We start from the raw sequence: 24,762 nt of genomic DNA on the forward strand, positions 1-24,762 counted from the left end.
CGCTCCCGGCTGGGCACCGCGACCTGGATCAGTACGGTGTCCCGGACCTTCACGTCCCCGCTGGCCAGCAGCTCGCGGTACGCCTTGAGTCGCTGCTCGATGCCCTTGGTGTAGTCCATCCGGTCGACGCTGAGGATGACGTGCTCGGGGTTGCCGAGGTCCTGGCGGAGCCGGCGGGCCCGGTCGGCGACCTCGGGTCGGGCGGCCAGGGTGGCCATCTCGGCGGTGTCGATGGCGACCGGGAAGGCGCCGATCCGGACCACCCGGTCGTCGACGGTGATCCGCCGGTCGGTGGCGGGCAGCCCGAGGACCTTCGTCACCAACTGGGCGAAGTTGTGCGCGGCCTGGGCCCGCTGGAAGCCGATCAGGTCGGCGCCGAGCATCCCGCCCAGCAACTCGGCCCGGCAGGGGAGCTGCATGAACAGCTCCGGTGGCGGGAACGGCACGTGCAGGAAGAACCCGATCCGCAGGTCGGGGCGGAGCCGGCGGAGCAGGCCCGGCACCAGCTGGAGGTGGTAGTCCTGCACCCAGACCAGGCCGCCCGGCTCGGCCACCTCGGCGGCCGCCTCGGCGAACCGCTGGTTGACCCGCTGGTACGCGTCCCACCAGCGGCGGTGGTACTCGGGCTGCTCCACCGCGTCGTGGTAGAGCGGCCAGAGGGCCGCGTTGGCGAACCCCTCGTAGTGGTCCTGGAAGTCGTCGCCGCTCAGCGGCACCGTGTGCATCCGTACCCCGTCCACGTCGGGCAGGTGCGGGGCGGGGCCGGTGCCGCCGGCCCAGCCGACCCAGGTGGCCGGGGTGTGCCGGAGCAGGGGGTGCAGGGCGCTCACCAGGCCACCGGGGCTGCGGCGCCACTCGCAGGCGCCGTCCGGCGCCACACTGTCGTCGATGGGGAGGCGGTTGGCCACCACCACGAGGGGACTCTGTCGCATCTCGGGCATTCCGATCTGCAGAGGACCGGCCACCGGACCGAGGAAGAAACCGGACAGCCGGTGCGGGAAGTGACGTACAGCGATATTAGTACTGACCGAAAGTTACATCGCTGTTACACGACTGTCCCCCCGGGGCGGTGGCCGTCCCGGCATCCGGGCGGCGCCGGTCAGACTACCGCGCCGTCGTCCGGGTCGTGCTCGTCGGAGTCGCCGGGGCGCAGCCGCCAGATCAGCATCACGAACCCGGCCAGGATGCCGGTGAAGCCGAGCAGCGTCACCACCGACGGGTCGGTCACCGGCAGCAGGGTGGGGGAGAGGAAGAGCACGAAGCCGACCACGATGCAGAGCACGCCGACCACCGCGTACTTGGAGAAGCGCGGCAGCGGCGGCGGGGGCGGCGGGGTGTAGTGCTCCTCCTCGTCGTCCGGCAGGTCGGCGCCGAAGGTGTCCAGCCCGTCCAGCAGCGACGGCTCGTCCTGCCGGCCGCGGCCCACCGAGATCCCGGAGATGTCCGCGGCGGACGGCAGCCGCCGCACGTCGGTGGCGGTCGGACCGGTCGGCTCGTCCGCGCGCCCGCCCGCGGTGCCGGTCGGGCCGGGCGGGTCGTCGACGTCCTCCGCGGCGGGCCAGGGGTGGCTTCCGGCGGCCGGGGTGGTGTGGAAGCCGGCGACGATCCGGGCCCACTCGGCCTCGATGTCCGGCTCGTCCTGCCGGGCCGGCCCGGGGGTGCCCTCGTCGGTGAGCTGGGTCAGATAGTCCCGGGCCGTGGTCAGGTGCGAGCGGTCGACGTAGAGCCGGTCGACCGGGCGGGACGGCACGGTGGTGGTGCGGGTGACCGGGTTCAGGTCGGCGGAGGGCTGGAGGTACGCGGCGATCCCACCCGCGGCCAGCACGTCGAGCAGATGCTCGCCGACGCGCGGATCGACGTCGCCCGCGACCGCGTACTCGGCCGCGTCGAGCCCGTTGTCCCGCCGTCCCCGACGGGGCCCACCCGCTGACACCGGACACCTCCTCGCCGCACCGTCGGTGCGTCCCCCCGGCGCCCCGCACGCCGTGCCCTGAATCGTGACACGTCGGGGGCCGGTTCCGGGAGTGCGTTGTGGCGTGCCGCTCTCGGTTCGTAGGCTCATCCCCGACAGTTCCCGCTCGCCGACGGCGGTCCGGGCGTGCCCGGCAGCCCCTCGGCTCGTCGGGGGCCGACGGCTCCGGGGCGCCGCGCCGACGGGGAGTTGTCGTAGGGCGTCGCCGCCACCTGCCTGGAAGGACCCCGGTGCTGTACTGGCTGCTGAAGTACATCATTCTCGGCCCGCTGCTGAGGCTGATCTTCCGTCCGCAGGTCGACGGGCTGGAGAACGTCCCGGAGACCGGCCCGGTCATCCTGGCCAGCAACCACCTCTCCTTCTCGGATTCGATCTTCACCCCGCTCATCGTCAAGCGAAAAGTCACATTCATCGCAAAGGCGGAGTATTTCACCGGCAAGGGCATCAAGGGCTGGTTGACCAGGATGTTCTTCGTCGGCTCGGGCACCATCCCGGTCGACCGCTCCGGCGGCCAGGCCGCTCGCGCCGCCCTGGACACCCAGCTCCGGGTGCTGCGGGCCGGTGGGATCGCGGGCATCTACCCCGAGGGCACCCGCTCCCCAGACGGCCGGCTCTACCGGGGCAAGACCGGAGTGGCGCGGCTCGCCCTGGAAAGCGGCGCGCCGGTGGTGCCGATGGCGATGCTCAACTCCGACGCGATCCAGCCGACCGGCCAGATCATCCCCAACCTCGGCCGGGTGCGGATCCGCTTCGGCGCCCCGCTCGACTTCTCGCGGTACGCCGGGATGGCCGGTGACCGGTTCGTCGAGCGCGCCGTCACCGACGAGATCATGTACGAGCTGATGGAGCTCTCCGGCCGCGAGTACGTCGACAGGTACGCCCAGAAGGTCAAGGCCCAGCCGAAGCAGCCCGTCCCGGCCTGACCCTGACCCGGTCAGTCCGCGCCGGCGAGGCGGAGCAGGCCGGCGGCGGCGTGCCGGTCGGCGAACGCCCGCACCCGGGCGAGGGCGTCGGCCGCGGCCACGGGGTCCACGTCGCGCAGCGGCCCGACGGCGAGCGCGGACGCGATGACCTGGTCGGTGAGGTCGCCCATCTCGGCGTAGCTGTGGGCGGCCGCCGTGAACAGCTCGGTCGCCTTGCGCGCGTCGCCGCCCTGCCAGGCCAGCACCGCGTCGGCGGACTGCCCGGCCGCCCGCGCCCAGCGGGTCGTTCGCGGGGCGCGGGCGAGCAGGTCGCGGACCAGCCGCGCCGCCTCGCCACCGAGCACCCCGGCCACGTGCCCGACCGTCGGCGTCCACTCCGCGAACGGAATGACCCGCGTACGCCGCCAGTCCGCGTCGAGTTCCTCGAGCAGCGCCAGCGCCTCGTCCCCGCGGCCCTGCACCGCCCGGCAGAGCGCCGCGTGGGCCACGGTCGACCGCAGCACCCGCTGGAAACCACTGCGGCGGGCCGCGACCAGCGCCTGGTCCACCAGGTCCGTGCCGCCGTCGGCGCGGTCGGCCGCGGCCGGGTCGGCCGCGGCCGGGTCGGCCGGCTCAGCCGGTCCGGTCGGGGTGTCCCCGGACGCGGTGCCCAGGGCCCGGATCCAGCCGGACACCGCCACGATGTGCAGGTCCCACTCGTCGGTCGGCCGTCGGGTCGTCCCCTCGGCCATCCGCAGCGCGGAGGTCCAGTCGCCGCTGTAGTAGGAGCGGGTCCACTGGTCGGCGAAACTCGGCACCAGGCCGTGCTCGCCACCGAGATCCAGGGAGCGCTGTTCGTCGACGAGCCGGGCCGAACCCGCCAGGTCGCCCTCCTCCTGAAGCGCCCAGGCCAGGTTGTGCACCGCCCGGCGGCGGCTGGTCAGCCGCTCCACCCGGCACTCCTCGGTGATGTCGGCCAGTTCCGTGAACGCCTCCTCGATGCCGGCCTGGTAGCGGGCCACCGCCAGGGTGATGCGGGCGTTCGCCCGGGCCTCCCGCAGCTCCAGCCGCTCGGCCAGCTCGGCGGCGGCCTGGGCGGCGGCGCAGGCCGGCTCGGCCTTGGCGTCGAGCATGTGCACCCGGGCCAGCTCCAGCAGCGCGCCGACCTTCTCCTCGCTGTCCGGCAACCCGGCGTGCAGGCGGATCGCCCGGTCCAGGCAGCGCAGTGTCTCCGAGCGGTCGGCCCGCGACCAGGCCGCGGTGGCCAGCAGCCGCCACGCCTTCGCGGCGCCCGGCAGGTCGCCGGCCGTGGTCAGTCGATCGGCCAGCGCGGTGAGGATCGCGGTGCCGCCGTCGACCAGGAATCCGTCGCTGTCCCGGTAGAACCGCAGCTCGGCGTCGAACAGCTCGAGCGCCGGATCCGGTCCGCAGTCCACCGCCATCGCCCGGCCGACCAGGGTGGCCGCGGTGTCCAGCGCGTGCAGCTCGTAAGCCCGGCGGGCCGCCCGGTGCAGCGCGTCCCGGGTGGCCGGGGCGTACGGGCCGGGGTCCAGGCCGACCGTGCGGGCGATCTCGTGCGTCGCCCAGCGATGGTTGGCCAGCACCTCGGCCAGGTCGTGCTGGCGGCCGTCGGCGAGCTGTTCCAGCCAGTCGGCGGTGCGCTGGTGCCGGGTGACCCGTTCCGCCCGGGGCAGCCGCTGGTAGCAGACGTCCCGGACCAGGATGTGCCGGAAGCGGTACTCCGGCTGGCCGGGCATGGTCGACATGGGCAGCTCGTAGACCAGGTCCCGGCGTTGCAGTCGGTGCAGCGCCCGGTCCACCCACTCCACCGGCTGCCCGAGCGAGAGGGCGACCGGCGCTGCCCAGAACTGCACCCCCACCACGGAGGCGGCCTGGAGCACCGCGCGGTCGGCCGGGTCGAGCAAATCGAGCCGGTTGGCGATGACCGCCTGCACGGTGCGCGGCATCTCCGCGCCGCCGGCCGGGTCCAGCCGGGCCGGGCTCGGTGCCCGCTCGGCCAGCCCGCCGTCGAGCAGCATCCGGGCGTACTCCTGGGCGTAGAGCGGGTTGCCGTCGGCGAACTCGATCAGCGGTGCGCGCGCCTCCGCCGGCAGGGTGGCCTGCCCGAGCAGCAGCGAGTAGAGGGTGTCGATGTCGCCGTCGTGCATCGGCGGCACCGAGATGGACATCGCCCCACTGATCGTGCCCGTCCAGGCCGGATGCCGCTCGCGCAGCTCGGGGCGGGCGGTGGCGATCACCAGCAGCGGTACGCCCCGGGCGGTCGCGCCGAGCTGCTCGACGAAGGAGAGCATCGCCTCGTCCGCCCAGTGCATGTCCTCGAAGACGAGGACGGTCGGCGCGGTGGCGGCCAGCGCGAGCAGGAACCGCCGCCAGGCCGCCTCGGTCTCCGCCGAGGTCAGCCGCTCACCGGGTACGCCGACCAGCGGCCCCAGCGCCTCGGCCAGCCGCACCGCGTGCGGGTCGGCCAGGCGGCCCAGCCGGTCCCGCAGGCGCTCCCGCATGCCGGTCGGGTCGTCGGAGTCCGGCTGGCCGGTCCAGCTCCGGACGATGTCGGCCAGTGCCGCGTAGGTGACGTTCTCGCCGAACGGCGGGCAGTGCCCGGTCAGCCAGGTCACCCGCGTGCCGGGCAGGTTCGCCGCGTGCCGGGCGAGCTCGCGCAGCAGCCGGCTCTTGCCCACGCCGGCCGGGCCGAACACGGTCAGCAGCTGGGAGGTGCGCTCGGTCACGGTGCGGTGCAGCGCGCTGAGCAGTAGGCCGCGCTCGTGGTCCCGGTCGACCATCGGGGTCAGCTCGGCGGTGTGGGCGTCGCGGCGGGGCCGGGCCCGGACGGCCAGCCAGATCCGGCTGACGGTGGTCCGACCGCGCAGCGTCACCGGCGGCTGGTCGGCGTACTCCATCTCGTGCCGGGTCGCCGCCCAGGTGCTCTCGTCCACCACCACGCCCCCGGCGGGGGCCAGCGCCTGCAACCGGGAGGCGGTGTTCACCACGTCGCCGGTGACGAAGGCCTGGCCGCCGTCGCGGGCCGCGGCGAGGTCGACCAGGGCCTCACCGGTGGCGATGCCGACCCGGAAGCCCAGCGGCGGGTGCGGGCCGGTCGGCTGCCGGGCCAGGCTGCGCTGCAGCTCCAGCCCGGCGCGGACGCACCGCAACGCGTCGTTGTCCGTGGCCACCGGCGCGCCGAACAGGGCCATCACCGCGTCGCCGATGTACTTCTCGACCACCCCGCCGTACTGGTGCACCAGCCGGCGCGCGGTGGCGAAGTAGGCCTGCTGGAGGCTGCGCGCCTGTTCCGGGTCGGCGCGCTCGGCGTACGCGGTGAAGTCGACGATGTCGATGAAGAGCACGCTGACCTGGCGGCGGTCCTCCTGCACCGGGACGGCCTGGTCCCGGAGCCGTTGCCCGCAGTTGGTGCAGAAGTTGGCCTCGGCGCTGTTGGCGTGGCCGCAGCCCGGGCAGGTCGCCGCCAGGGGCCGGCCGCAGCCTCCGCAGAAACGGTCGTCCGGCCCGGCTGCACGGGCGCAGTGTCCACAGGTGAGGTCGATGTCCAGCTCCGTACGCGAGAGGTCCCCAGTGTCCCGCCTGGCCGGTCAGTCGGGTACCCGACGTGCAGACGGGACCTCAGGGCTGATCGGTCGGGTCTAGTCTTCCGTACCAGGAAGATTCACTGACAGGGAGCGTGCCGTGAACGTCCGGCTGTCCGCCGCATGGACCGATCCACGAGGGACGGTGTGGGCCCCGGGCGACACGGTCGACGTCGACGCCGTCACCCTCGCCGAACTGGAGGAGCAGGGCATGGTTGAGCAGCCCACGAGCCAGGACACTGGCTCGACCGAGACCACGACCACGACGACCACCACGACCAAGGACGGGTCGCAGAAGATCGGGCCGGGCCCGGGCGCGCCGCCGGCCGACACCACCGAGAAGTGACCGGCCGGTGGGGGCGGCGGCCGGGCCGCCGCCCCCACCGGTCCGCCCGGCTCCGGCTCAGCCGGCGGGCGCGAGCACGGCCGGCCGTCGCGGCGCGCGGCCGAGGGCCCGGGAGAGCAGCGGCACGACCAGGGCCAACGTGGCCAGGATGCCCACGCCGGAGACGACCAGCAGCCAGCGGGGGCCGATCGCGCCGAGCAGCGACGCCCCGGCGAGGTAGGCCAGCACCTCGGCCGCGTACGGGAACATGTAGACGGTTCCGAACACCACCCCGAGCCGCTCGGCCGGCACGTTCTGCTGGATGAGCGTGTCCGCCGCCACGTGGTGCCACCCCGCGCCGGCCCCGGCCAGCGCCTGACCGACCAGGGCGATCCCGATCGCCGGGCTCACGCCGGTGGCCAGGGTTCCGATGCCGAGGGCGACAACAGCCGCGTAGAGCACGACCTCCATCCTGGTGCGCCGGCCGGCGTGGACAGCAGCCGTACGCCACCGACGCGCTGAGAACCGGGCATGGCGTCGCCGGCGTGATCAGCGGTCGTTCATGCCGGCGCGGCGGCGCAGTGCGGCCACGTCGGTCACCACGATGCGGCGTCCCTCGGTCCGCAGCCAGCCGCGGCTGGCGAAGGAGCCGATCGCCTGGTTGACGCTTTGCCGGGAACCGCCGGCCATCTCGGCGAGCTGGCTCTGGTTGAGCTCGATCGTGATCATCGGGGCCTGGCTCTCGCCGGCCAGCCGGACCAGCGTCTTGGCCACCCGGCCGGGCAGGTCGAGGAAGACGTGGTCGGCGTTCTGCTCGGTGAGCCGGCGGATCAGCCCGCCGAGCGAGCGCATCACCGCGTCGAGGATGCGCGGGTTGGAGTGCACCAGCTCCATGAAGGCCGCACGGGACAGCGCCAGCGCGGTGCAGTCCTCGATCGCCTCGGCCGACGCCGACCGGGTCGAGGCGTCCAGCAGGGAGACCTCGCCGAGCACGTCCGGCGGTCGGATCACCGACAGCACGGCCCGCTCGCCGGTCGGCGCGGTGCGGAACACCGCCACCGCGCCCCGGCGCAGCACGATCAGCGACTCGCCGGGGTCGTTCTCCACGAAGAGCAACTGACCCTTGCGGTACGTCCGCGGCACGGCCGCGGCGATGACCCGCTGCCGCACCTCCGGCTCCAGCCCGGCGAACATCTCCACGCCCGTGAGCGCGTCACCCGGCTCCGGCAGGCGAACCTCCACGGCCCAACCCCTCCCCGGTCAAGGACCCCAACTCGCACACCGGGTCAACCTGTCATCCCCGGTACGAGGCATCAGAACCGGTTCGGCGTCCGGTAGCGGTACACATCAGATCATGACGCTCCGGTCGCGTGCTGTACACCCCTGGAGGTACTCAAGTGACCCTCCTGAGCGGCGGCGCGGGCGTCGGTGACCTCGACGGACGCCCCGCCGGACGGCGGCCGGTGGCGGTGGGCGAGGATGGCGGGGATGGTCTACCGCTACTTCTACGACTGCGAGTTCATCGAGGACGGCCGGATCGTCGACCTGGTGTCGATCGGCGTCGTCGACGAGTACGGCCGCGAGTTCTACGCGGTCTCCACCGAGTTCGACGACTCCCGGGCCGTGCCCTGGGTACGCCGCAACGTCCTCGACAAGCTCCCCTCGCCCGCCGACCGGGCCTGGCGGTCCCGGGAGCGGATCCGGGACGATCTCTACGCCTTCCTGATGGAGCCGGTACGCGACCGGCCCGGGGAGCAGTTGGAGCTCTGGGCCTGGTACGCGGCGTACGACCACGTGGTGCTGGCCCAGCTGTGGGGCGCGATGCCGGCGCTGCCCCGGGAGATCCCGCGGTTCACCAAGGAGCTGCGCCAGCTCTGGGACGACCGGGGGCGACCGCGGCTGCCCGACGCCGAGGCGGACCGGCACGACGCCCTCGTCGACGCCCGGCACAACCTGGCCCGCTGGCGGGCCATGACCGGACGGTGACCGGCGCGCAGGGCGGCCGGATCTGCCTGTTGACCACCACCTCCACCCCGGGGATCACCTTGATCAAGGTGCACGCGGGCGCGGCCGAGTACTGGGACTCGCCGGGGGAGAACCACGAGGTCAGCTACTGACCGGTAGCCGCCTCGGTGGGCGAAAACGGACCGGGGCGCGGTGTCGGCGTACACCTACGCCGACTACAGTGCGCTCTGACGGCCCGCCCCGGGCCGGCAACGGCGCCGATGGTCTGATCTGACACATATCCTGGGGCTTATCCGGGCTTCACCTGATGCTCCAGGAGGATGAGCAGATCATGCGTATCGGCGTGCTCACCGGCGGCGGCGACTGCCCTGGTCTCAACGCGGTGATTCGGGCGGTGGTCCGCAAGGGCGTCGCCACCTACGATCACGAGTTCGTGGGCTTCCGGGACGGCTGGAAGGGCCCGCTGGAGGGCCTGACCAAGCCGCTGGGCATCGCGGAGGTCCGCGGCATCCTGCCGCGCGGCGGCACCATCCTCGGCTCGTCCCGGACCAACCCGTTCAAGATCGACGGCGGGGTTGAGCGGATCAAGGAGAACCTGGCCGCCCAGGGCGTCGACGCGCTGATCGCCATCGGCGGCGAGGACACCCTCGGCGTCGCCACCAAGCTGCACGAGCTGGACGTCAAGGTCGTCGGCGTGCCGAAGACCATCGACAACGACCTCGGCGCCACCGACTACACCTTCGGCTTCGACACCGCGGTCAACATCGCCATGGAGGCGATCGACCGGCTGCACACCACCGCGGAGAGCCACCACCGCACCCTGGTCGTCGAGGTGATGGGCCGGCACGCCGGCTGGATCGCCCTGCACGCCGGCCTCGCCGGCGGCGCCAACGTGATCCTGCTGCCCGAGCGGCAGTTCGACGTCGACCAGGTCGCCGGGTACGTCGAGAAGCGCTTCCAGCACCAGTACGCCCCGATCGTCGTGGTCGCCGAGGGCGCCCACCCGCTCGAGGGCCAGATGGTGCTGCACACCCAGGCGCTCGACGCCTTCGGCCACGTCCGCCTCGGCGGCATCGGCCAGTGGCTCGCCGAGCAGTTGGAGGCGAAGACCGGCAAGGAGGCCCGCACCGTGGTGCTCGGCCACATCCAGCGCGGCGGCACCCCGACCGCGTTCGACCGGGTCCTCGCCACCCGCCTCGGCCTGCACGCCATCGACGCGGCGCACGAGGGCGACTGGGGCAAGATGGTCGCGATGAAGAGCACGGACATCGTCCGCGTCCCCCTCGCGGAGGCCACCCGCGAGCTGAAGACCGTGCCGCTGGAGCGGTACGCCGAGGCCGAGGTCTTCTTCGGCAGCTGATCGACGGCCGGCGGCGCGGCGGGGCCCGGACGGGTCCGCCGCGCCCCGCCGCGAGGCGAGAGGGGTACGGGTCATGGCGCCCGAGGTGCACACCGTCGCGGTGATCGGCGCGGGCAAGATCGGCGAGCTGATGCTCTCCGGGCTGCTCCGCTCCGGGTGGCCGGTGGAGCGGCTGCTCGCCACCGCCCGGCGACCCGCCCGCGCCGAGGAGTTGACCGCCCGGTACGGCGTACGGGTGGTGGACAACCTCACCGCGGTGGACGAGGCGGCGGTGCTCGCCGTCTCGGTCAAGCCGCAGGACGCGGCCGCCCTGCTGGACGAGATCGGCCCCAAGGTGCCGGCCGACAAGCTGGTCATCTCGCTCTGCGCCGGCCTGCCCACCAGCTTCTTCAACCGGCGGCTGCCCGAGGGCACCCCGGTGGTCCGGGTGATGACCAACACCCCGGCGCTGGTGGACGAGGCGATGAGCGCCATCTCGGCCGGCGCGCACGCGACCGGCGCACACCTGGCGCTGGCCGAGGAGATGTTCAAGCCGCTCGGCGCCACCATCCGGGTGCCCGAGTCGCAGCAGGACGCGGTGACCGCCCTCTCCGGCTCCGGTCCCGCCTACTTCTACCTGCTGGTCGAGGCCATGATCGACGCCGGCATCCTGCTCGGCCTGCCGCGCCAGGTGGCGCACGAGCTGATCGTGCAGACCGCCATCGGCTCGGCGGTGATGCTGCGCGACTCCGGCGAGCACCCGGTCAAGCTCCGCGAGGCGGTCACCTCGCCGGCCGGCACCACCATCTCCGCCATCCGGGAGCTGGAGAACCACGGCGTACGCGCGGCCATGCTGGCGGCGCTGGAGGCGGCCCGCGACCGCGCCCGCGAACTCGCCGCCCAGGCCGACTGAACCCGCGCGGTCCAGCCGCAGAAGCCCCGATATCGGCGAAGTGGGGGTCTCCTCGGGCCGGCGATGCCGCTACGTCAGCGACCTGGAGCTCTCGTCGCGGAGGGCCTGCTGCATCCGGACACCGAACGGATCTTCCGCAGCAAGGAGCACAAAGGCGACCCGGGCAGTCAGCCGCTGCGGCTCCATCGGCACCAGCGGGATGCCATCGCGACCGCCCGTGGCGGTCACAGCTATGTGCTGACGGGCCATCCAGCCACGGGCGAGTCGACGGCGCCGAGGAAGCGGCGAGGAAGGCGAGTGTGCCCCATACTGGCGCGGTGTTCACTCTCGCCCAGGCGCGTCACCTGGTGGCCACCCTGCGACCGCGCGTCGACGAGCTGATCCGGCTCCGGGCCGACCTGGCCGAGCTGCGCGCCGACCTGGCCGACCGCGGGATCAGCGTGCTGGGCGGGCGGGCCGAGCTGAAGTCCCTGGAGGCGCGGCTGCACGCGGTACTGGAGGAGTTGCACCAGCACGACATCCAGGTCAAGGGCATCGCCCCGGTGCTGCTGGACTTCCCCGGCGAGCGGGACGGCCGCGCGGTGCTCTGGTGCTGGCTGGAGGGGGACGACGAGGTTCGCTGGTACCACCGCGCCGAGTGCGGCCTTGCCGGCCGCCGCCCGGTCTGAAACCCCCACCCGGGCGGGCCGGGGCCGGCCGGCGGCTATCGTGCGGTCCATGATCGACGCACGCCGGGCGACGCCCGAGGACGCGGCCGAGCTGGTCCGGCTGCGCGGGCTGATGCTCGCCGCGATGGCCGGCGCCGAGCCGGAGCCGGGTCCGTGGCAGGACATCGCCCGGGACAACCTGCGGGACTGGCTGGCCGAGCCGGAGCCGTGGCTGGCGGCGTTCGTGGTCGACGCGCCGGACGGCGCGGCGCTGGCCGCGTGCGCGCTCGGCACGGTCGAGCGCCGGCTCGGCGGCCCGGCCAACCCGAGCGGTGTGGTCGGGTACGTCTTCAACGTCAGCACCGACCCGGCCCACCGCCGGCGCGGCCACTCCCGGGCCTGTGTGACGGCCCTGCTCGACTGGTTCCGGGAGCGGGGCGTACGCAAGATCGACCTGCGGGCGTCGGAGGCGGGGCGGCCGCTCTACCGCTCGCTCGGCTTCCGAGAGACCGCCGAGCCGACGATGCGGCTCACTTTCGCGGCCTGACCACGGGGTGCGCGGCCGACGTGCGCCGCGCACCCCGGCACCTCGGAATCGTCAGCTGTCGGCGTAGCGGCGGGCGGCGGCCAGGGCGGCGCGCAGCTTCGCCGCGTCCACCGGTGCCGGCCGCTCCCAGTCGTTCGCCGGGTCGGCGGAGTAGAGGGCGGCGTACGCGCTGGTGTCGCGCTGGAACCGCCAGCCCTCGGCGAGCGGGCCGACGTCGACCGCGTCGTAGCCGATCGAGTCGAGGAACGCGGTGACGGTGTCCTTGGCCGCCGCGTCGTCGCCGGCGATCGGCAGGGCGGTACGGTCCGCCGCGCCGGCCGGCCGGGCCAGGGCGAGCAGGTGCTTGAAGTAGATGTTGTTGAAGCCCTTGACCACCCGCGCCCGGGGCAGCTGTCGCTGGAGCAGTTCGCTGGTGGTGGTCGACTCCTCGTCCAGCTCGGGGAACCGGCCGTCCCGCTCCGGGTAGTAGTTGTTGGTGTCGATGACCACCGTGCCGGTCAGCGGTCCGGCCGGCACGTTCCGGTAGGCCCGCAGCGGAATGGTGACCACCACGAGGTCACCGGCCGTCGAGGCCTCGGCCGGGGTGGCCGCCCGCGCCCGCGGGCCCAGTTCGTCGACCAGATCCTTGAGGGTCTCCGGGCCGCGTGAGTTGCTGAGTACCACGTCGTGGCCCGCGGCCACCGCGAGCCGGGCCACGGTGCCGCCGATATTGCCGCTGCCGATCAGTCCCACAGTCGTCATGTCCGGTGCCAACCGGTAAGCAGCGGCCGGCATTCCCGACCGTGCCGGTGGGTTGCTTGCCTGGCTGGTCGACAACGGACGGTCCCGGCGGAAACCTTCACCGGCAGCTCGCGGGGCGGCACTGTTTTTGTAGCGATAAGGGCCTATCAGCGCCCTGTGCGAATTGATGATCTTCCGCCACCGTCTAATCTATTGATATCTATCTCCCACCACCACTTCCCACCCCAGGAGTGCGACGTGCGGAGATCCCGTCTTGCCACCCTCGCCCTGACGTTGGCCTCGTCCCTCGGCGTCATGCTGACGCTGGCCGCCCCCGCCCAGGCCGCCGCCACCGACCGCTACGTCGCGCTCGGCGACTCGTACGCCTCCGGCGTCGGCGCCGACAGCTACACCTCGGAGAGCGGGTCCTGCATGCGCAGCACCAACGCGTATCCCGCGCTCTACAACACCAACATCAAGCCGGCCTCGTACCGCTCGGTGGCCTGTTCGGGCGCGACCACGACCGACGTCATCAACAACCAGCTCTCCGCGCTGTCCTCGACCACCACCCTGGTCAGCATCACGATCGGCGGCAACGACGTCGGGTTTGCCAACATCATGACCACCTGCGTGCTCTACAGCGAGGCCCAGTGCGTGGCCGCCGTGCAGGCGGCCGAGGGCAAGGCCCGCACCGAGATGCCGGGCAAGCTGGCCAACGTCTACAACGGCATCAAGAGCCGCTCGCCCAACGCCCGCGTCGTGGTCGTCGGCTACCCGGTCTTCTACCAGCTCGGCAACCCGTTCTGCATCGGGCTCACCGAGACCTCCCGTGCGAAGATCGACGAGGGCATCAACCTGCTGGACGACATCACCCGGACGGCCGCCACCTCGGCCGGCTTCAAGTTCGCCGACGTCCGCTCGATCTTCGTCGGCCACCAGCTGTGCAGCGGCGGTGAGAAGTGGCTGCACGCGTTGAACTGGCTCAACCTGACCATCTCGTACCACCCGACGGCCGCGGGCCAGGCCGGCGGCTACTACCCGGTCTTCCGCAACGTCGCGGGCTGACCGGTCCACCGCGCGACCGCGCCCACCCGCCGGGGTGGGCGCGGTCCACTTTTCCGGGTACGGACCGTCGGGCGGGTCAGGCCGGCAGCACCTTGTCGATCGTGGTCCGCAGTTCGGGGGAGTCCGGAGCCACCTGCGGGCCGAACCGGGCCGCCACGGTGCCGTCCGGCGCGACCAGGAACTTCTCGAAATTCCACCGGATGTCGCCGGTGTGCCCCTCGGCGTCCGGGGTGGACACCAGCTCCGCGTAGAGCGGGTGCCGGCCGGGTCCGTTGACCTCGACCTTCTCCGTCAGCGGGAACGTCACCCCGTAGTTGACCTGGCAGAACTCCTCGATCTCGGCGGCCGTGCCGGGCTCCTGGCCGGCGAACTGGTTGCACGGCACCCCGAGCACGGTCAGTCGGTCGGCGTAGGAGTCGGCGAGGGCCTGGAGGCCGGCGTACTGCGGGGTCAGCCCGCATCGCGAGGCCACGTTGACCACCAGCAGGGCGCGGCCCCGGTACTGCGCGAGGTCGGCCGGGCCGCCGGCGAGGGCGTCGATCGGTACGTCGAAAACGCTCATGCGCCCGAGGCTACGCGCCGGCGGGCGCGGGCCGGCGTGGCCCGGCGTGGCGGCGCGGGACAAAGAGATCGACACATCTACATCTTGACTAAGTGATGACGGCGTGAGTAGCGTCTCGGCAATCAATCAGGAAAGTTTCCTAACTGTTGGGAGACGCCGTATGAAGAGATCGCTCCGCCGGGCCCTCTGGGCCACCGGCGCCGTGGTCGCGCTGGTGGCCGCGGCGATGCCGCTGGCAACCGCCTCCGCGGCGGGCAGCGTGACCGCCACCTTCACCAAGGTGCAGGACTGGGGGACCGGTCACGAGACGAAGGTGACCGTCACCAACGGCACCGGCGCCAGCGTGGACACCTGGCGCATCGAGTTCGACCTGCCGGCCGGCACCACCATCAGCACTTTCTGGGACGCCGACGTCACCAGCAGCGGCAACCACTACGTGGCGGTCAAGAAGAGCTGGGCCGGGCCGCTCGCCCCGGGAGCCAGCTTCAGCTGGGGCTACAACGGCACCGGAGGGTATGCGGCACCGCTGAACTGCACGGTCAACGGCGGCTCCTGCGCCGGCGGCGGAACCCCGCCGCCGACCACCACGCCGCCCACGACGGCGCCGCCGACCACGGCTCCGCCCACCACCCCGCCGCCGACCACCCCGCCGCCCACCACCCCGCCGCCCTCCGGCGGGAAGAAGATCGTCGGCTACTTCGCCGAGTGGGGCGTGTACGCCCGCAACTACCACGTCAAGAACGTCCACACCAGCGGCTCCGCCGCCAAGATGACCCACCTGCTGTACGCCTTCGGCAACACCAGCGGCGGGCGGTGCAGCATCGGTGACAGCTACGCCGACTACGACAAGGCGTACACCGCGGCGGACAGCGTGGACGGCGTCGCCGACACCTGGGACCAGCCGCTGCGCGGCAACTTCAACCAGCTTCGCAAGCTGAAGAAGATGTACCCGAACCTGAAGGTGATCTGGTCCTTCGGCGGGTGGACCTGGTCGGCCGGCTTCACCCAGGCCGCCCAGAACCCGGCCGCGTTCGCCGACTCCTGCTACGCGCTGGTCAAGGACCCGCGCTGGGCGGACGTCTTCGACGGCATCGACATCGACTGGGAGTACCCGAACGCCTGCGGTCTCCAGTGCGACGCCAGCGGCCCGAACGCCTTCAAGAACGTGATCAGCGCGTTGCGGACCAGGTTCGGCTCCAGCTTCCTGGTCACCGCGGCGATCACCGCCGACGGCAGCAGCGGCGGCAAGATCGACGCCACCGACTACGCCGGCGCCGCGCCGAACCTGAACTGGATCATGCCGATGACGTACGACTACTTCGGCGCCTGGGCCGCCCAGGGCCCGACCGCGCCGCACTCGCCGCTCACCTCGTACACCGGCATCCCGCAGCAGGGTTTCTGGGCCGACGCGGCGATCCAGAAGCTCAAGTCCAAGGGCATCCCGTCCGACAAGCTGCTGCTCGGCATCGGCTTCTACGGCCGGGGCTGGACCGGGGTCACCCAGACCGCCCCGGGCGGCACCGCCACCGGCGCGGCGCCCGGCACCTACGAGCAGGGCATCGAGGACTACAAGGTGCTCAAGAACACCTGCCCGGCGACCGGCACCGTCGCCGGCACGGCGTACGCCAAGTGCGGCTCGAACTGGTGGAGCTACGACACCCCGGCCACCATCGGCGGCAAGATGACGTACGCGAAGAACCAGGGCCTCGGTGGCGCGTTCTTCTGGGAGCTCTCCGGTGACACCAGCAACGGTGAGCTGATCAGCGCCATCAAGGGCGGTCTCGGCTGAGCCGAGGGCCGACGCACCACCCACCCGGCGGGGAGGGGCCGCACCGGCCCCTCCCCGTCCGCGTGCCGGACGTGCGGCCGGCCCGCGTGCCGGTCCGGCCGACCGGCGGGCTCGGGGCGACGATGGGGAGGCCGCCGCCCAGGCTGCGGGCCGATGTGACACACTCGCGGCTCGGCACGTCTCGATACCCCGGGTCGATGGGAGGGACCGATGGGTCAGCCGCACCGGAGGGTGGCCACCGGCGCCGCCCTGCTCGCGCTCCTGCCGCTCGCCCTGACCGGCTGCGGCCTCGGCGGCGGGGACGACGCGGGCGGCTCCGACTCCGGCCCGCAGCAGAAGGCCCCGGCCGAGGAGGCCGCCGCCAAGAGCCGGGAACGGGTGCAGGCGTACCTCGACGCGATGGCCGCCAAGGACGTGGACGCGGGGCGCAGCCAGCTCTGCGCGCCCGCGCAGACCGCGTTCGACGACGCCGCCACCGGCCCCAACGGTGACTTCGCCGACCACTTCACGGTGCCGCAGGCCACCATCACCGACGTCCGGTCCGGCCCGCACGGCCAGGAGGTCAGCACCGCCGTGACGGTCGCCGTCGGGTCCCGCAAGGCCACCCGGCCCTTGTTGTTCACCGTCACCCGCAGCGGGGCGGACTGGTGCATCGCCGCCGAGGCGCCAGGCGGCCACACCCCGGAGCCGGCCACCACCCCGTGACCCGCGCCACCCGGGCTGACCTGCGCTCCGCCCGCGGTGTGGCGGCCGTCTCCCAGTAGCCGGAACCCTGCCCCTCGGCGGCGGGCCACCCGGGTGGTCGCCGTACGCTTTCTGTCATGCGCCATGAGTGGCACCAACTGAGTCACCCCGCGGTGAGCAGCCCGAGCCTGCAGACCAGCCGGCCGACCGTCGACACCGCCGAGGACGCGGCCCTCGGCCTGGACCGCTGGCGGGACCTGCCCCGCGCGCAGACCCCGCCCTGGCCGGACCCGGCCCAGGTCGCCGAGGTCTGCAAGGTGCTCGACACGGTGCCCTCGGTGGTCGCCCCGTACGAGGTCGACCAGCTCCGGCAGCGCCTCGCGCTGGTCTGCGAGGGCAAGGCGTTCCTGCTCCAGGGCGGCGATTGCGCGGAGACCTTCGCCGACAACACCGAGAGTCACCTGCTGGCCAACGCCCGCACCCTGCTCCAGATGGCGATCGTGCTGACCTACGGCGCGTCGCTGCCCGTGGTGAAGGTGGCCCGGGTCGCCGGCCAGTACACCAAGCCCCGGTCGCTGCCGACCGACGCGCGCGGTCTCCCGGCCTACCGCGGCGACATGATCAACTCGCTGGAGGCGACGCCGGCGGCGCGGGTCGCCGACCCGCAGCGCATGATCCGGGCGTACGCCAACTCGGCCGCCGCGATGAACATGCTCCGGGCGTACCTGGCCGGCGGGCTGGCCGACCTGCACGCGGTGCACGACTGGAACAAGGACTTCGTCCGGCAGTCGCCGGCCGGCGAGCGCTACGAGGCGATCGCCCGGGAGATCGACCGGGCCATCGCGTTCATCCGGGCCTGCGGGATGACCGACGACGAGGCGCTGCGCACGGTCACCCTCTACTGCTCGCACGAGGCCCTCGCGCTGGAGTACGACCGGGCGCTCACCCGCATCTCCGGCAACCGGGCGTACGGCCTCTCCGGGCACTTCCTCTGGGTCGGCGAGCGCACCCGGCAGATCGACGGCGCGCACCTCGACTACATCTCCCGGATCGCCAACCCGATCGGCGTGAAGCTCGGCCCGACCACCACCCCGGACGAGGCCATCGAGCTGTGCGAGAAGCTCAACCCGGACAACATCCCCGGCCGGCTCACCCTGATCAGCCGGATGGGCAACCACCGGGTCCGGGACGCCCTGCCGCCGATCGTCGCCAAGGTCACCGCGGCCGGCGCGAAGGTGGTCTGGCAGTGCGACCCGATGCACGGCAACACCCACGAGTCCTCGAACGGCTACAAGACCCGGCACTTCGACCGGATCGTCGACGAGGTGCTCGGCTACTTCGAGGTGCACCGCGGCCTGGAGACCCACCCGGGCGGCCTGCACGTGGAGCTGACCGGCGAGGACGTCACCGAGTGCCTCGGCGGCGCCCAGGGCATCGAGGACCTCGACCTGCCCGACCGGTACGAAACCGCCTGCGACCCGCGACTGAACACCCAGCAGTCGCTGGAGCTGGCCTTCCTGGTGGCGGAGATGCTCCGTGGCTGAGAGCTCCGCAGTCGGCAGCCGAAAGGACGACCGTGGCTGACTTTGTTGATCTTCGTTCCGACACGGTGACCCGGCCCACCGCCGGGATGCGGGAGGCGATGGCCACCGCCGAGGTCGGCGACGACGTGTACGGCGAGGACCCGACCGTCGCCGCGCTGGAGGCCGAGGTCGCCGCGCTGTTCGGGCACGAGGCCGCGCTCTTCGCCCCGACCGGCTCGATGGCCAACCAGATCGCCCTCCAGCTGCTCGTGCCGCCCGGCGACGAGCTGCTCTGCGACGCCGACGCGCACGTCGTCACGTACGAGATCGGCGCGGCGGCCGCGTACGGCGGGATCTCGTCGCGGACCTGGCCGGCGGTCGGCGCGCAGATCGACCCGGACGTGGTGGCCGGGATGATCCGCCCCGACGGCTACTTCGCGGTGCCCACCCGGGCGATCGCCGTCGAGCAGACCCACAACCGGGGCGGCGGCGGGGTGATCCCCCTGGCCACCCTGCGCGAGCTGCGCCGGGTCGCCGACGACCACGCGCTGGCCCTGCACTGCGACGGCGCCCGGATCTGGCACGCGCACGTCGCCGACGGCGTGCCGCTGGCCGAGTACGGCGCGCTCTTCGACACCCTGTCGGTCTGCCTCTCGAAGGGGCTCGGCGCGCCGGTCGGCTCGCTGGTGGTGGGCAGCGCGGAGAAGATCGCCCGGGCCCGGTTCGTCCGCAAGCGGATGGGCGGCGGCATGCGGCAGGTCGGCATCCTCGCCGCCGCCGGCCGGTACGCCCTGGCGCACCACGTCGACCGGCTCGCCGCGGACCACGCCAAGGCGGCCCGGCTGGCCGAGGCGGTGGCCCCGTTCGGGACGCTGGCCACCCCGGTGCGGACCAACATCGTCCCGCTCGACCTGGCCAAGCACCCGCTCGACGCGAAGGCCCTGGCGGCCGCCGCCCGGGCGGAAGGCGTGCTGATCTCGGTGCTCGGTCCCCGTACCGCCCGCCTGGTCACCCACCTCGACCTGTCGGACACGGCCGTCGACCGTGCCGCCGAGGTCCTCACCCGCATCCTCCGCGCCTGACCTGCCCCGCCGATCCTTGTTGATCAAGGAGTTCGCGTCGGAATCCGCGCGCCGGCCGACGCGAACTCCTTGATCGACGCCGCGTTGCGGGCCGATCCGCTCACGGATGGAGGCGCTTGAGGACGGCGATGTCGGCGGCGTGGCCGACGTGCTTCTCCGTGGGGGTCTCCACCAGGACCGGGACGCCCGCGGTGGCCGGGTGGCGCATCAGCTCGCCGAACGCGAGCTCGCCGATGGTGCCCTTGCCGATGTTCTCGTGCCGGTCCCGGACCGAGCCGCACAGGTCCTTCGAGTCGTTGGCGTGCACCAGCTTCAACCGGTCCGCTCCGACCGTGGCGACCAGGGTGTCCAGGGTCGCGGCCATCCCGCCCTCGGCGGCCAGGTCGTGCCCCGCCGCCCAGGCGTGGCAGGTGTCGAAGCAGACGCCCATCATCGGGTGCCGTTCCACCGCGTCCAGGTACGGGCCCAGGTGCTCGACCCGGCTGGCCAGCGAGCGGCCACCCCCGGCGCTCGGCTCTACCAGCAGCATCGGCCCGCCGGCCGCCGCGGTCTCCTCCAGCAGCGGCAGCAGGGCCTCGCGTACCTGCCGCATCGCCGCCTCGGTGTGCCCGGCGTCCACCGAGCTGCCCGCGTGGAACACCACCCCCTCGGCGCCGATCGCCCGGCCCCGGCGCAACGCGTGAGCCAGGGTCTGCGCCGATCGCTCGACCGTGGCCGGGGTGGGGGAGCCCAGGTTGACCAGCAGCGAGGCGTGCACGAACACCGGCACCTCGCGCTCGCCGCAGCCGTCCCGGAACAGCGCGTCCTGCGCCGGATCACCCGCCGGCAGGGCCCAGCCCCGGGAGTTGGAGACGTAGACCTGCACCACCTCGGAGCCGGCGGCGTCGACGTACGGCAGCGCCGCCCTGGCCAGGCCGCCCGAGGTGGGGGTGTGCGAGCCCACCCGCCGCCGCGCGCTCAGTGGGCCGCTCACCGGGCCAGCTTTCGTTCGCGACTGCGGGGCTCGCAAGCCCGGCTCACTCCTCGCGCTCACAGGCAGGTCACCGTGACCTGGGTGCCCGGGGGCACCGGGGTGTTCTCGGGCGGGTTCTGGAAGCGGGCCACCCCGTTGGGGTTGAGCTGGATGTTGACCGGGAAGCCCTGGCTCTCCAGCACCTGCTTGGCCTGCTGGCAGGGCATGTCGATCACCCGGGGCACGGCCACCTGCGGCGGCCCCTTGCTGATCTCCAGCTTGACCTGGGCGCCCTTCTCCACGCCGGCGCCGTCGGCCGGGCTCTGGCCGAGGACCTCGTCCCTGGGCTTGTCGGAGTCCTTGTACGTCTCGACCGGGGTCAGCCCGAGCTGGGCGAGGATGCCACGCGCCTCGTTGATGTTCTTGCCGACCAGGTTCGGCACGGTGATCGGGGCGCGGCCCTTGCTCAGCACCAGGGTCACCTTCGCCCCGGGCTTGACCACCGTGCCCACCTTCGGGTTGGTCTCCAGCACCACCCCGGCGGGAAGCGCGTCGTCGTACCGGGCGGGGCCCTTGACCGGGACCAGCTTGGCATCGGTCAGCTGGGTCTTGGCCAGCTCGAAGTCCTGGCCCACCACGTCCGGCACCGGCAACTGCTCCGGGCCGAGCGACAGGGTCAGGGTGATCGTGCCGCCCTTGAGGATCCGGGCCGCGGAGGACGGGTTCTGGCTCAGGACGTTGTCCTTCGGGACCTTCTCGTCGTAGCGGGGGTCGGCGTACCGGAGGGTGAAGCCGCCCCGGGAAGCCTGCGCCTCCGCCTGGGCCCTGGTCAGGCTGACCAGCTGCGGGGCGACCGTGTACCGCCCCACCCCGAACCACCAGCCGCCGATCGCGGCCACCAGGCCGAGCACCACGGCCGCCGCGGCGACCGCCAACCGCCCGCGGGGCGAACCCATCACCCGGGCCCGCAGCGCGGCCAGGCGCGCGCCCAGGCTCTCGTCCTCGGCGGGCCGGTACCGGCGCGAGCCCCGCCCGCCGCCGCCGTCGGGCAGCCGGGCCCAGGCGGGGCGCTGGGCCGGCTGGACCGCCGCCACCACCATGGTCGGCTGGGCCATCGGAGCGCTCTCGCCGTCGAGCCGGCGCAGCACCGCGGTGTGCGAGTTCGTGTTGCCCAGGTCGTCCCGGGCCACCTGCACCTCGGCCAGCAGCGCGCCGGCGTCGGCGGGGCGGGCCCCCGGGTCCCGGCGGGTGGCCCGGCCGACCAGGTCGTCGAGGACCCTGGGCAGCCCCGGAACCAGCGTCGACGGGGCGGGCACGTCGCAGTCGACGTGCTGCCAGGCGACCTCCACCGGGCGGTCGCCGTCGTACGGCACCCGGCCGGTGAGCATCTCGAACAGCACGATGCCGGCCGAGTAGACGTCGGTGCGCGGATCGGCGCGCCCCTCGGTGACCAGCTCCGGGGCGACGTACGCGACCGTCGCCATCAGCTGGTTGCCGTTCTCCTCCTCGGCGCTCGCCTCGACCGCGCGGGCCAGCCCGAAGTCGGCCACCTTGACCACGCTGTCCACCAGGTTGCCGGGGCCGCCGGTGGGTGCCTCGGCGACCAGCACGTTCTCCGGTTTGACGTCGCGGTGCACCAGCCCGGCGCGGTGCGCGGCGGCGATCGCGGCGAGCATCTGCTCGGCGATGGCCAGCGCCTCGTCCGGGTTGAGCCGGCGCCGCTCGGTCAGCACGTCGCGCAGGGTGCGCCCCCGCACGTACTCCATGACCAGGTAGGGGAGGCCGGCGTGGGTGCCCTGGTCGTAGACCGCCACCACACTCGGGTGGGTCAGCCGGGCGATGGTCTTCGCCTCGTCGGTGAACCGCGCCACGAACCCGGCCGTGCGGGCCCGGGCCTCGGGCGCCTGGGTCGGATGAATGATCTTGACCGCCACGGTGCGCTCCAGGCGCTCGTCGGTGGCGGTGTACACGGTCGCCATGCCGCCACGGGCCACGCGACCGCGGATGCGGTAGCGCCCGTCGATCAGCGAGCCCAGCAACGTGTCGGCGACCTGTGTGTCCATCGGCAGGGAGTCTATGTGGCCATCGGGTGAAGGTTGAACAGGATGCTACAGCCGGGGTGCGACCGGCCGGTCCCGACGCGCACGCCCAGCCCTGCGACCAGGGCCGCCGTCGGGCGGACGGGGGTGCCGCCGCCGGGCCCCGGCCGGCGCGTGGCAGGGTGTTCGGGTGACCGATTCCGTACCCGCCGACCCGACCGCCGCCGGCGCCGACCTCCCCGGACCCGCCGACCCGGCCGGCTGGCTGACCCTGCCGGACGTGGCCGAGCGCCTCGACCTGTCGATCAGCAAGGTGCACCAGATGATCCGCGACCGCGAGCTGATCGCGGTACGCCGCGACGGGGTGCGCCGCGTCCCGGCCGACCTGGTGGCCAACCGCACCGTGCTCAAGCACCTGCCCGGCGTGCTCAACCTGCTCGCCGACGCCGGGTACGACGACGAGGCGGCGCTGGGCTGGCTCTACGAGGAGGACCCCACCCTCCCCGGCACGCCCGCCGCCGCCCTCGCCGGCGACCAGGCCCGCGAGATCAAGCGCCGCGCCCAGGCCCTCGGCTTCTGACCCATCCGGTATTCGTTGATCACGGGGTGGCGGCGGGCCTGATCCTGCGGCCAACCCCGTGATCGACCGCGGGAAACCCATCAGTCGGTCCGGCGGGTGGCGGCGATGGCCAGGTCGACCAGGGCCTGCCGGGCCTCGGTGTCCAGGTCGACGGTGGCCAGGGCGGCCAGCGCGCTTTCGGTCAGCGCGGCGATCCGCCGCTCGGTACGCTCCAGCGCCCCGCTCGCCGTGATCAGCTCGCGCAGCCGGGTCACCCCGTCGGCGTCCAGCCCGGGGTCGCCGAGCCCGTCGAGCAGCAGCTGCCGGGCCGCCTCGTCGGCCGCCTCCAGGGCCGCGGCCACCAGGTAGGTCCGCTTGCCCTCGCGTAGGTCGTCGCCGGCCGGCTTGCCGGTGCGTTCCGGGTCCCCGAAGACGCCCAGCACGTCGTCGCGGAGCTGGAACGCCTCGCCCAGCGGCAGCCCGTACGCCGAGTACGCGGCGTGCACCTCGGCCGACGCGTCGGCCAGCGCGGCGCCCAGCAGCAGCGGCCGCTCGACCGTGTACTTCGCCGACTTGTAGCGGGCCACCTTGCCGGCCCGTTCCCGCGACGTGTCCCCGGTGGCCTGGGTCAGCACGTCCAGGTACTGCCCGACGGTCACCTCGGTGCGCATCTCGTCGAAGACCGGCCGGGCCCGGGCCACCGTACGCGGGTCGAGGCCCGCCGAGTGCAGCAGCTCGTCCGACCAGACCAGGCAGAGGTCGCCGAGCAGGATCGCGGCGGCGTCCCCGAACCCGTCCGGATCGCCACCCCAGCCTGCCGCCCGGTGCCGGGCCGCGAACCGCCGGTGCACCGCCGGCTCGCCCCGCCGGGTGTCCGAGCGGTCCATCAGGTCGTCGTGGATCAGGGCGCTGGCCTGCACGAACTCCAGCGCCGCCAGGGCGCTCACCACCTGGTCGGAGTCGACCCCGCCGGCCCCCCGGTAGCCCCAGTACGCGAACGCCGGGCGCAGCCGCTTCCCGCCTCCCAGCACGAACGCCTCGATCGCCTCGGCGACCGGCACCAGGCCGTCGTCGACGGCGGTCAGCCAGCCCCGCTGGCCGGCCAGGAACTCGGTGAGCGACTTGTCGATCCGCTGGCGCAGGCCGGCGCGGTCGACGGGGGAGACGGGGGCAGCGTGGGTCACGCCACGACGCTAGCCGGTCCCCTCCGGTCCCGACATGCCGGCGTGTCGGCGTGGCGGGCGGGGCGCCTCCCGGGGCCACCGCGAGCGGGGCGCCCCGGTCACCCGGGGCGGCCGCAGCGGCAGCCAGGGCCGGGCCCCGGCCAGCAGGTCGGCGTACCGCCGGGCGGCCGGCTCGTCGCCGTGCGCGGCCAGTCGATGGCGGACCTCGGTGAGCTGGCCGACCGCCCGGGACGAGCCGGAGCGGACCGCGTCGAGCAGCGCCGTCGTGGCCACCGCGCAGGCCGCCTCGACGTCGCCGAGCTGGAGGTGCCCTCGGGCCAACCAGCCGCCGTAGACCGCCGCCCGGCGGGGCCGGCCCCGAGCGCCCGCGACCGGCTCCATCCTTGTTCAG

General features: G+C 73.4%; 25 protein-coding genes. 14 read left to right on the plus strand and 11 right to left on the minus strand.

The window, feature by feature from the left end:
• Both ONA70_RS19875 and ONA70_RS19880 read right to left on the minus strand, forming a co-directional pair.
• The coding region (locus ONA70_RS19875) for an alpha,alpha-trehalose-phosphate synthase (UDP-forming) (RefSeq protein WP_265007958.1) at positions 1-932 on the minus strand (932 nt) is incomplete at its 3' end.
• A 167-nt stretch (positions 933-1,099) separates the two neighbouring features.
• Positions 1,100-1,933 (minus strand): DUF308 domain-containing protein, encoded by an 834-nt coding sequence (locus ONA70_RS19880; protein WP_265007959.1) that lies wholly within the window; start codon positions 1,931-1,933, stop codon positions 1,100-1,102.
• Between the two features lie 269 nt (positions 1,934-2,202).
• On the opposite strand from ONA70_RS19880, the gene ONA70_RS19885 reads away from it, so the two are divergent.
• Positions 2,203-2,895 carry a lysophospholipid acyltransferase family protein gene (locus ONA70_RS19885; protein WP_265007960.1) on the plus strand — a complete coding sequence of 231 codons (693 nt, stop codon included), beginning with the start codon at positions 2,203-2,205 and terminating at the stop codon, positions 2,893-2,895.
• Positions 2,896-2,906: 11 nt separating this feature from the next.
• Here the strand turns inward: ONA70_RS19885 and ONA70_RS19890 are convergent, their stop codons facing one another.
• Complete coding sequence (locus ONA70_RS19890; RefSeq protein ID WP_319957888.1) at positions 2,907-6,443, minus strand: ATP-binding protein; 3,537 nt, start codon at positions 6,441-6,443, stop codon at positions 2,907-2,909.
• A gap of 133 nt (positions 6,444-6,576) precedes the next feature.
• Between ONA70_RS19890 and ONA70_RS19895 the strand changes: the two genes are divergently transcribed.
• Entirely contained in the window at positions 6,577-6,822 is a 246-nt protein-coding gene (locus tag ONA70_RS19895) for a hypothetical protein (RefSeq protein ID WP_265007961.1), read from the plus strand.
• Between the two features lie 57 nt (positions 6,823-6,879).
• On the opposite strand, the gene ONA70_RS19900 is transcribed toward ONA70_RS19895, so the two are convergent.
• Positions 6,880-7,263, minus strand: coding sequence for an MFS transporter (locus ONA70_RS19900; RefSeq protein WP_265007962.1), 384 nt, complete (start codon positions 7,261-7,263; stop codon positions 6,880-6,882).
• Positions 7,264-7,350: 87 nt separating this feature from the next.
• A complete protein-coding gene (locus ONA70_RS19905; RefSeq protein ID WP_265007963.1) occupies positions 7,351-8,043 on the minus strand; it encodes a Crp/Fnr family transcriptional regulator in 693 nt (230 codons plus the stop codon).
• A 246-nt stretch (positions 8,044-8,289) separates the two neighbouring features.
• Between ONA70_RS19905 and ONA70_RS19910 the strand changes: the two genes are divergently transcribed.
• The 6 genes from ONA70_RS19910 to ONA70_RS19935 all read left to right on the plus strand — a co-directional run bounded on the left by ONA70_RS19910 (position 8,290) and on the right by ONA70_RS19935 (position 12,212).
• On the plus strand, positions 8,290-8,787 hold the full coding sequence (locus ONA70_RS19910) for a polyadenylate-specific 3'-exoribonuclease AS (RefSeq protein ID WP_265007979.1): 498 nt from the start codon (positions 8,290-8,292) through the stop codon (positions 8,785-8,787).
• Complete coding sequence (locus tag ONA70_RS19915; RefSeq protein ID WP_265007964.1) at positions 8,784-8,918, plus strand: pyridoxamine 5'-phosphate oxidase family protein; 135 nt, start codon at positions 8,784-8,786, stop codon at positions 8,916-8,918. Before ONA70_RS19910 ends, ONA70_RS19915 begins: the two co-directional genes overlap by 4 nt.
• A 179-nt stretch (positions 8,919-9,097) precedes the next feature.
• Positions 9,098-10,126, plus strand: coding sequence for a 6-phosphofructokinase (locus ONA70_RS19920; protein WP_265007980.1), 1,029 nt, complete (start codon positions 9,098-9,100; stop codon positions 10,124-10,126).
• 73 nt (positions 10,127-10,199) lie between these two features.
• Positions 10,200-11,018, plus strand: a complete 819-nt coding sequence (gene proC / locus ONA70_RS19925) for a pyrroline-5-carboxylate reductase (protein ID WP_265007965.1) — start codon at positions 10,200-10,202, stop codon at positions 11,016-11,018.
• Between the two features lie 317 nt (positions 11,019-11,335).
• On the plus strand, positions 11,336-11,686 hold the full coding sequence (locus ONA70_RS19930) for a DUF2203 domain-containing protein (RefSeq protein WP_265007966.1): 351 nt from the start codon (positions 11,336-11,338) through the stop codon (positions 11,684-11,686).
• A 49-nt stretch (positions 11,687-11,735) separates the two neighbouring features.
• A complete protein-coding gene (locus tag ONA70_RS19935) occupies positions 11,736-12,212 on the plus strand; it encodes a GNAT family N-acetyltransferase (RefSeq protein WP_265007967.1) in 477 nt (158 codons plus the stop codon).
• Positions 12,213-12,263: 51 nt separating this feature from the next.
• On the opposite strand, the gene ONA70_RS19940 is transcribed toward ONA70_RS19935, so the two are convergent.
• Entirely contained in the window at positions 12,264-12,953 is a 690-nt protein-coding gene (locus ONA70_RS19940) for an NADPH-dependent F420 reductase (RefSeq protein WP_265007968.1), read from the minus strand.
• Between the two features lie 237 nt (positions 12,954-13,190).
• Between ONA70_RS19940 and ONA70_RS19945 the strand changes: the two genes are divergently transcribed.
• Positions 13,191-13,997 (plus strand): SGNH/GDSL hydrolase family protein, encoded by an 807-nt coding sequence (locus ONA70_RS19945; protein WP_319957881.1) that lies wholly within the window; start codon positions 13,191-13,193, stop codon positions 13,995-13,997.
• Positions 13,998-14,073: 76 nt separating this feature from the next.
• On the opposite strand, the gene ONA70_RS19950 is transcribed toward ONA70_RS19945, so the two are convergent.
• The gene (locus tag ONA70_RS19950; protein ID WP_265007969.1) at positions 14,074-14,559 is read right to left on the minus strand and encodes a glutathione peroxidase; all 486 of its coding nucleotides are present in this window, start codon (positions 14,557-14,559) and stop codon (positions 14,074-14,076) included.
• 160 nt (positions 14,560-14,719) lie between these two features.
• Between ONA70_RS19950 and ONA70_RS19955 the strand changes: the two genes are divergently transcribed.
• From ONA70_RS19955 to ONA70_RS19970, 4 genes are all read left to right on the plus strand, one after another.
• Positions 14,720-16,348: a glycosyl hydrolase family 18 protein gene (locus ONA70_RS19955; protein ID WP_265007970.1), complete on the plus strand. Its 1,629-nt coding sequence runs from the start codon at positions 14,720-14,722 to the stop codon at positions 16,346-16,348.
• Between the two features lie 210 nt (positions 16,349-16,558).
• Positions 16,559-17,053: a hypothetical protein gene (locus ONA70_RS19960; protein WP_265007971.1), complete on the plus strand. Its 495-nt coding sequence runs from the start codon at positions 16,559-16,561 to the stop codon at positions 17,051-17,053.
• A gap of 116 nt (positions 17,054-17,169) precedes the next feature.
• Positions 17,170-18,576, plus strand: coding sequence for a class II 3-deoxy-7-phosphoheptulonate synthase (locus ONA70_RS19965; protein WP_265007972.1), 1,407 nt, complete (start codon positions 17,170-17,172; stop codon positions 18,574-18,576).
• A 32-nt stretch (positions 18,577-18,608) separates the two neighbouring features.
• A complete protein-coding gene (locus ONA70_RS19970) occupies positions 18,609-19,637 on the plus strand; it encodes a threonine aldolase family protein (protein ID WP_265007973.1) in 1,029 nt (342 codons plus the stop codon).
• Positions 19,638-19,737: 100 nt separating this feature from the next.
• Here the strand turns inward: ONA70_RS19970 and ONA70_RS19975 are convergent, their stop codons facing one another.
• Together ONA70_RS19975 and pknB are read right to left on the minus strand one after the other, a co-directional pair.
• Positions 19,738-20,598, minus strand: a complete 861-nt coding sequence (locus ONA70_RS19975) for a deoxyribonuclease IV (RefSeq protein ID WP_265007982.1) — start codon at positions 20,596-20,598, stop codon at positions 19,738-19,740.
• 68 nt (positions 20,599-20,666) lie between these two features.
• Positions 20,667-22,652, minus strand: coding sequence for a Stk1 family PASTA domain-containing Ser/Thr kinase (gene pknB, locus ONA70_RS19980; RefSeq protein WP_265007974.1), 1,986 nt, complete (start codon positions 22,650-22,652; stop codon positions 20,667-20,669).
• Between the two features lie 166 nt (positions 22,653-22,818).
• On the opposite strand from pknB, the gene ONA70_RS19985 reads away from it, so the two are divergent.
• Positions 22,819-23,208 carry an Rv2175c family DNA-binding protein gene (locus ONA70_RS19985; RefSeq protein ID WP_265007975.1) on the plus strand — a complete coding sequence of 130 codons (390 nt, stop codon included), beginning with the start codon at positions 22,819-22,821 and terminating at the stop codon, positions 23,206-23,208.
• Positions 23,209-23,288: 80 nt separating this feature from the next.
• On the opposite strand, the gene ONA70_RS19990 is transcribed toward ONA70_RS19985, so the two are convergent.
• The gene (locus ONA70_RS19990; protein ID WP_265007976.1) at positions 23,289-24,371 is read right to left on the minus strand and encodes a polyprenyl synthetase family protein; all 1,083 of its coding nucleotides are present in this window, start codon (positions 24,369-24,371) and stop codon (positions 23,289-23,291) included.
• Between the two features lie 9 nt (positions 24,372-24,380).
• On the minus strand, positions 24,381-24,752 hold the full coding sequence (locus tag ONA70_RS19995; RefSeq protein ID WP_265007977.1) for a hypothetical protein: 372 nt from the start codon (positions 24,750-24,752) through the stop codon (positions 24,381-24,383).
• Positions 24,753-24,762: the final 10 nt, after the last annotated feature.

This window comes from Micromonospora yasonensis (assembly GCF_026013475.1).
In the GTDB taxonomy this organism is placed as follows: Bacteria; Actinomycetota; Actinomycetes; order Mycobacteriales; family Micromonosporaceae; genus Micromonospora; species Micromonospora yasonensis.